The sequence below is a fragment of the Hymenobacter sp. genome, from assembly GCF_036387835.1.
In the GTDB taxonomy this organism is placed as follows: domain Bacteria; phylum Bacteroidota; class Bacteroidia; order Cytophagales; family Hymenobacteraceae; genus Hymenobacter.
The window spans coordinates 36,662-42,661 of sequence record NZ_DASVSY010000102.1; the positions used below are offsets into that span (position 1 = coordinate 36,662).

Sequence of the window (6,000 nt, forward strand, 5' to 3'; positions counted from 1 at the left end):
TTGAACATCCAACAATTTAACAATCAAACAATTAAACTATATAAATGAAAAAATACCTCCTTTTCCTGGGGCTGTTGATGAGTGGTGGCGCCTTCACGTCGTGCGAGAGTTACCTCGACGTGAACGACAACCCCAACAACCCTTCTACTACGACTCCTAACTTTCTGCTGCCCAGCATCATCAGCAACGGCATCCAGACCCAGATGTTTACGGCGCTCCGGACGCCCTACATCGAGCAGTATGTGGTGAGCCGAACCGCCAACAGCGGCGGCAACGACCAATTCCGCTTCACCAATGCCCAGAGCACCAACACCTTCAACTACTCCTACTTTCAGTCGGGCGGCAACATTCCGCCCATGATAGCCGCCGCGCAGGCAGAAGGCTCAGCGTATTATGTAGGAGCGGGCAAGATTATGCAGGCCTTGATTCTGGCCCACCTCACCGATATGATGGGCGATGTGCCTTATTCGGAAGCCTACCAGGGCGGCGCTAATTTCAAGCCCAAATACGACTCGCAGGAGCAAATCTATGCTGCGGTAAACCAGTTGCTCGACGAGGGTATCGTGGAAATGAGCAAGGATGCCAATGAAAACGCCCGGCCATTTTACAGCACCGCGCCCAGTGAAAGTGGCGACATTCTCTACAAAGGCGACGTGAGCAAGTGGATTAAAATGGCATATTCGTTGAAAGCCCGCCAGCTCCAGCATCTCACTAAGAAAGCCAGCTATGACCCTGCCGCGGTGCTGGCCTTGGTAGACAAGGGCTTCAAGAGCAGCGACGACGACGCGCAGCTTCAGTACCAGACAGCAGTGGCCCCGTTGGCTAATACCACCAACATTTTCGGTACGACCCGCTCTAACTTCGGCACGGCTACGTTTTCCACCAACTTCATCCGGTATCTGAACGGCAGTACGTTTCCTGGCGTCGTGGACCCGCGTTTTGGTGTCATGGCGCCAACCTTTAGCTCGGGCGTAGCACCTGGTGTAGGCACCACCGCCTCCCTTAATGTTATCCCCGGTACAACGCCTGCCATCACCGACTTTTACGCTAGTTGGTACGCCCGCGACCTAGGGTATTTCGAAGTTATTACGTACCACGAGCTGAAGTTCATCGAAGCTGAAGCCGCCTTTAAAGCTGGCAACAAGAACCGGGCGCTGACCGCTTACAAGGAGGGCATTCGGGCTCACATGGCTAAAATTGGGGGCGGAGGCACATTTTCGGCACCCGCGGTTACCTTCCCCATCATTACTGCTTCGCAGATTGCAGCGTATCTAAGCAGCGCTGCCGTCGCGCAGACCGAAGCCCAGTTGGCCTCACCCAATAACCCGAACGTACCGCGGGCCATCATGGAGCAGAAATACATTGCAATGTTTCTGAACCCGGAATCGTGGTCGGATATGCGCCGCTATGACTTCAGCCCCGACGTGTACGTGAACCTGCAGTACCCAACAGGCAACGCCGTGAATGCTCCTTTGGCCGCCATCACCGACCCTACCATGCGCTGGCCACGCCGGCTGCTGCCAGGAGCCACCGAAACGCTTTACAACCCCGACGAAGTGGCCCGCATGTTCTCGGAAGCCGGCGCCACTACCAACGACGCCTACATAGGCAAACCCTTGTGGTGGGACCGGCCTTAAGTTGCTCGGTTCGTGTTGTCGTATTTCTCTCCTGAAGCCTTCTCTACGCTATGCATAAACCCCTCTTACTCCGTCTGTTCCCGGCCTTGCTGCTGGCTGCTACAGTTCTTACCACCAGTTGTGATAAGGATATAGAAGAGCCCTACTCAGCAGTCTTAGACGACAACGCGCAAGTCACGCTGACAAACTTTATTCCGGTGGTAACCAAATATGCGCCTGGCGAGCAGGTGCGTATTGAAGTAGCGGCTGCCGAACCCGACCAGGTGCAGGAAATCAAGCTGGTGCAAGTGGTCGGCAAAACCGACTCGACTGTGGTAGCTACTCTAGCTCCTAGCTTCACTTACAACGAGGCAAACCGCAGTACATCGCAACTGGTGACCTACACGGTGCCGGCGACGCTGCCCAACAAGCAGCCAGTGCGGCTGGATGTGGTAGTGAACTTCAAGAACGGTGGTTCCCGCACCCGCGCTGTGCCGTTCAACGTAGCCCGGGCTCCGGAAATCAAGTTTGGTGCCACCCCAGCTACCTTTCGCAATGGGCTAACGGCTACCCAGCAGTCAGAACAGGACATCATTACGTATTCCGTCATTCTGAACGAAACGGGTATTACCACGCTACCCACTGGCTTTGTAGTAGGCTCAAGCCCTCCGCTTTTCAAGACGCTTGACAGCCTCTCTTACTACTATAAGATTGGAACTGGTGCAGAGCAGCGCATTGGTTCGGTCCGGCTGAGCAGCGGGGCAGCTGCTCCGCGCACCGTAGATGTAACCGTACCACGTGGGTCGGTTGGGCAGCAGGTCACCTTCCGGCTTGTGGCGTACTCGTTGCAGCAAATGGCCGCTGTGAGTAGCACCGTAACCGTAGTGGCGCCAGCAGCCTTACCCCAGCAGCGGACCGGCCGGCTGGCTGTCGGCCCTAATGCCAATCCTGATTCGCTGTCGTTCAACCTAAGAACCGGTCAGAACGAGCCCAACCCCAACCCGGTTACGGCCAAGGATATCTACCTGACGCTCAATGGCACGGCCCTCAACCTGGCTACGGCCAACGCCACCCAGTTTTTTCGGCTACCAGCCACCGAGACTTCCACGCAAGCCTTTACTTCGGCTACCGTCAACAGCGTAGCGCGTCGTTATTATCAAGCCCAAGTGGCTGGCACACTGACTAGTAGCGTAGCCACCCTCGCCCCCAACGATCTAATTTTGGTGAAGCTGCGCGGCACCAATGAATACCAGATTCTGCGAGTGTTGGGCATCAAGCCCAGCGCGGCCGGCTCCACGGCCCGCCTGCGTTTCGACTATCGTTCGATTTAAGGTTACCGCCACATTTTTTCCAACAATGCCACTCCATTTGGGGTGGCATTGTTGTTTGGTAGCAGTCTGCAAGTCTGCTTGAATCTGTAATTTTGAAGATGCCCACTGCTGATCCTATTACCACTGCCCTTTCCCATCATGGCCTGCGCCAGACGCCGGTGCGCCGGGCGGTACTCCATGCCCTTCAGGTGGCGCCCTACGCGCTTTCCAGCCACGACCTGGAGCTGCAGCTAGGCCCCGATACCGACCGGATTACGCTTTACCGCACCTTGCGCACCTTCGAGCAGAAAGGTGTGATTCACCGCGTAGTAGGCACCACCGATATCATTCGCTACGCTGCCTGCGCCCCGGCCGCCTGCACCGAGCACGCCCATATCGACGACCATGTGCATTTCAAATGCACTACCTGCCAGCAAACCTACTGCCTCGACCAAGTGCCCGTACCGGACGTTGCACTTCCTGGCGGTTTTCGCGCTACCACCCGCGACTACCTCTTATCGGGGGTGTGCCAGCGGTGCCAGCCAGCTTAAGAACTCATCCCCTAATTAACTGCACAAGAGCGTAGTGCAGATTGCAGACTGTTCATCCGGGTGGCAAGCTGCAACTCTTCCGCTGGCTGCGTGTTTCTAAGCTTGTAAGCACCCACCCGGCGTTTATCCCGAAAGTGCCCTACTGGTGCTACCAGTAGTGGCTGCCAGATGGCGGCGAAGCTGATTTTGAAACGAAAGCTAAGAGGTTCGACTCAAGCCTCCTTCGCTGCCATCTGGTTTTCGGGACAACTTAGAGCAACCAATACAAAGCCTCCCCCGCTACAGCGAGAGAGGCTTTTGCTTTGCAGACTCTGAAGCTGTTTAGGAAGTTAACTACCCTTCTCTGGATCGTCATACCTCGCGTGTCGGCTTAGGTGGTGTTGAAAGTCTTTTACCGTCCGCCAAAAATCCGCTGCAAGAAGCCGCGCTTTTTGCGGGGTTTGATCTTGGTTTTGATTTTGGTGATGCTGCCGCCTGAAGTAGTGCGCGTGACGGACGAGCGGGGAGTTGGCAGTGGGGTTCGTACTGGGGCCGTAGCCACTGGCGGCACCGCGGGCGGCATGGGCGCCGGGTCGGCGGAAGCTTGGGCCACTATGATTTCGACAGGGCGACCAGTGGTGCGCACGTTTACGGGGCGACTTTCATTGTGCAGCCTATCAACGGCGGTGAGGTAGTAGGCGTAGCCAAGGCCGGGGCGGGCGGCGGTATCCACGTAGGCCAGGCCCGTGCCGGGTTTGGGGCGCAGCACCGTCAGGATGTGGCGTGGGTCGTCGGGGCTGGGCGTTTCGTTTGCGGCGAAGCGGTAGAGCACGTAGTAGGCGGCCAGGTCGCCGTCGGGGGCCAGGGGGGCGGGCTGCCAGGTGAGGGTGTTGGCTTTGGGCGAAGTGGTGACCACCAAGTTTTGCGCCGGGCGGGGCGGCACGGCATCCAGCCACGGCATAGTCGGGACGAGGGCCGGGTAGCGGAACAAGTTCAGGCGCAGGGAGTCGGCGGCGTGCCGGGGGTTCACGATCAGGGACTTCGAGCTGAAAAACACGCTGCCCTGCACGTCGGCGGGGAAGCTACGGTTCATGCGCACCTGCCGGGGCAGTTCCCGGTTGCCGAGCCAGGCGGTGTCGCGGCGGCTGGTTTCCAGCATCCGGTAGGCGCCCTGCCCGATGTAGAGGTGCCGCCCAAACCGGTTGCGCGACCACCACTCCAGCAGCACCGGATACGCCGCCACCTTGAAGCTGCTGCTCCAGTAGAGCTGCGGCAGAATGTAATCAACCCACCCCTGGCGCGTCCACTCCCGGGCATCGGCATACAACCCGGAATATCCTTCGAAAGCCGACGTAGCCGAGCCTTCCGGGTCGTTGCGCTGGTTCATCCAAACCCCAAACGGCGAGACGCCAAACTTCACCCACCGCTTGGTGTGCTGAATGGAGTCGTGCAGGTCGCGGACAAGCACGTTCACGTTTTGGCGACGCCAGTCCGGCAGCGAAAGGTTGCTGGGGTTGAACTGCGCGAAGGCCGCTTCATCGTGAATAACCTGGCCCGCCTCCGGATACGGGTAGAAGTAGTCGTCGAAGTGCACACCATCGATGTCGTAGCGGCGCACTACGTCCAGGATGACGCGGTTGATATACTGGCGCACTTCAGGCAAGCCGGGATTGTAGAGCAGCTTGCCGGCGTAGCGCAGAAACCACTCCGGATGCTGCCGAAATGGGTGGTTCGGGGCCAGCCGGCGCGTCACGGAATCCATGGAGGCCCGGTAAGGATTAAACCACGCGTGAAACTCCATGCCCCGGTTGTGGGCCTCCTCAATCAGGAAGGGCAGCGGGTCGTAGGCCGGGCTTGGAGCTTTGCCTTGGGTACCGGTCAGCCACCGACTCCAGGGCTCTAGGTCGCTCTGGTAAAAAGCATCGGAGGCGGGGCGGACTTGCACAAACACAGCATTGATGCCGTTGCGCTGCTGTATATCCAGCATCCGGCGGTATTCGCGGCGCTGCTGCTCGGGGGTGAGGTTGCGGGAACTAGGCCAGTCGATATTTTCCACGGTGGCAATCCAGACACCCCGCAACTCCCGTTTGGGCGGCACATCGGCAAGGGCAGGACGCGCAGAAACGGCCAGTAGGCCTGTAATAGAAACAAAAAAAGCAAGAAGCCGGCCAGCAGCAAACAAATGGGACATCAGCACGAAAAGGAAATCAAGCTGCAAATTACGCAGATATACTGGCCCGTAGTCCTACGAATTATGCGCAGCGGTTCGTAGAACTACTAGTTGCTGAACAAGATGCACCTCGTAGCAACACTTTCTTTGCTGAACAAACCAGTTGATCTGGCAACGGCATTTCACCAAGTAGTGGTTCTACGAAGCCTTCCGCGCCATTCGTAGGATCACGACGCACTATAGCAAAGCTTCCTAGCACGAGGTAGAGACGCGACACTTGGCTGCGCCGACCTTCGGTTCGCGTCTCGGCGTTGAACGGCTGTAAGAAACGAGCCCGGCTAAATAACATCAGCAACGACGAGACGCGAACCGAA

4 protein-coding genes are annotated in these 6,000 nt (G+C 57.8%); 3 read left to right on the plus strand and 1 reads right to left on the minus strand.

The window, feature by feature from the left end:
- Nucleotides 1-44: 44 nt before the first annotated feature.
- The 3 genes from VF639_RS19550 to VF639_RS19560 all read left to right on the plus strand — a co-directional run bounded on the left by VF639_RS19550 (nucleotide 45) and on the right by VF639_RS19560 (nucleotide 3,477).
- Nucleotides 45-1,637 carry a SusD/RagB family nutrient-binding outer membrane lipoprotein gene (locus tag VF639_RS19550; protein WP_331147625.1) on the plus strand — a complete coding sequence of 531 codons (1,593 nt, stop codon included), beginning with the start codon at nucleotides 45-47 and terminating at the stop codon, nucleotides 1,635-1,637.
- Between the two features lie 50 nt (nucleotides 1,638-1,687).
- Nucleotides 1,688-2,947, plus strand: coding sequence for a hypothetical protein (locus VF639_RS19555; RefSeq protein ID WP_331147626.1), 1,260 nt, complete (start codon nucleotides 1,688-1,690; stop codon nucleotides 2,945-2,947).
- Between the two features lie 98 nt (nucleotides 2,948-3,045).
- Nucleotides 3,046-3,477 (plus strand): Fur family transcriptional regulator, encoded by a 432-nt coding sequence (locus VF639_RS19560; RefSeq protein WP_331147627.1) that lies wholly within the window; start codon nucleotides 3,046-3,048, stop codon nucleotides 3,475-3,477.
- Between the two features lie 391 nt (nucleotides 3,478-3,868).
- Here the strand turns inward: VF639_RS19560 and VF639_RS19565 are convergent, their stop codons facing one another.
- A complete protein-coding gene (locus VF639_RS19565) occupies nucleotides 3,869-5,647 on the minus strand; it encodes a glycoside hydrolase family 10-like protein (RefSeq protein ID WP_331147628.1) in 1,779 nt (592 codons plus the stop codon).
- Nucleotides 5,648-6,000 lie beyond the last annotated feature (353 nt).

What these genes read in the sequence shown, in the direction of transcription:
- VF639_RS19550 (WP_331147625.1), top strand. Translation starts at nt 45, where the DNA reads ATGAAAAAATACCTCCTTTTCCTGGGGCTGTTGATGAGTGGTGGCGCC.
- VF639_RS19555 (WP_331147626.1), top strand. Translation starts at nt 1,688, where the DNA reads ATGCATAAACCCCTCTTACTCCGTCTGTTCCCGGCCTTGCTGCTGGCT.
- VF639_RS19560 (WP_331147627.1), top strand. Translation starts at nt 3,046, where the DNA reads ATGCCCACTGCTGATCCTATTACCACTGCCCTTTCCCATCATGGCCTG.
- VF639_RS19565 (WP_331147628.1), bottom strand. Translation starts at nt 5,647, where the DNA reads ATGTCCCATTTGTTTGCTGCTGGCCGGCTTCTTGCTTTTTTTGTTTCT.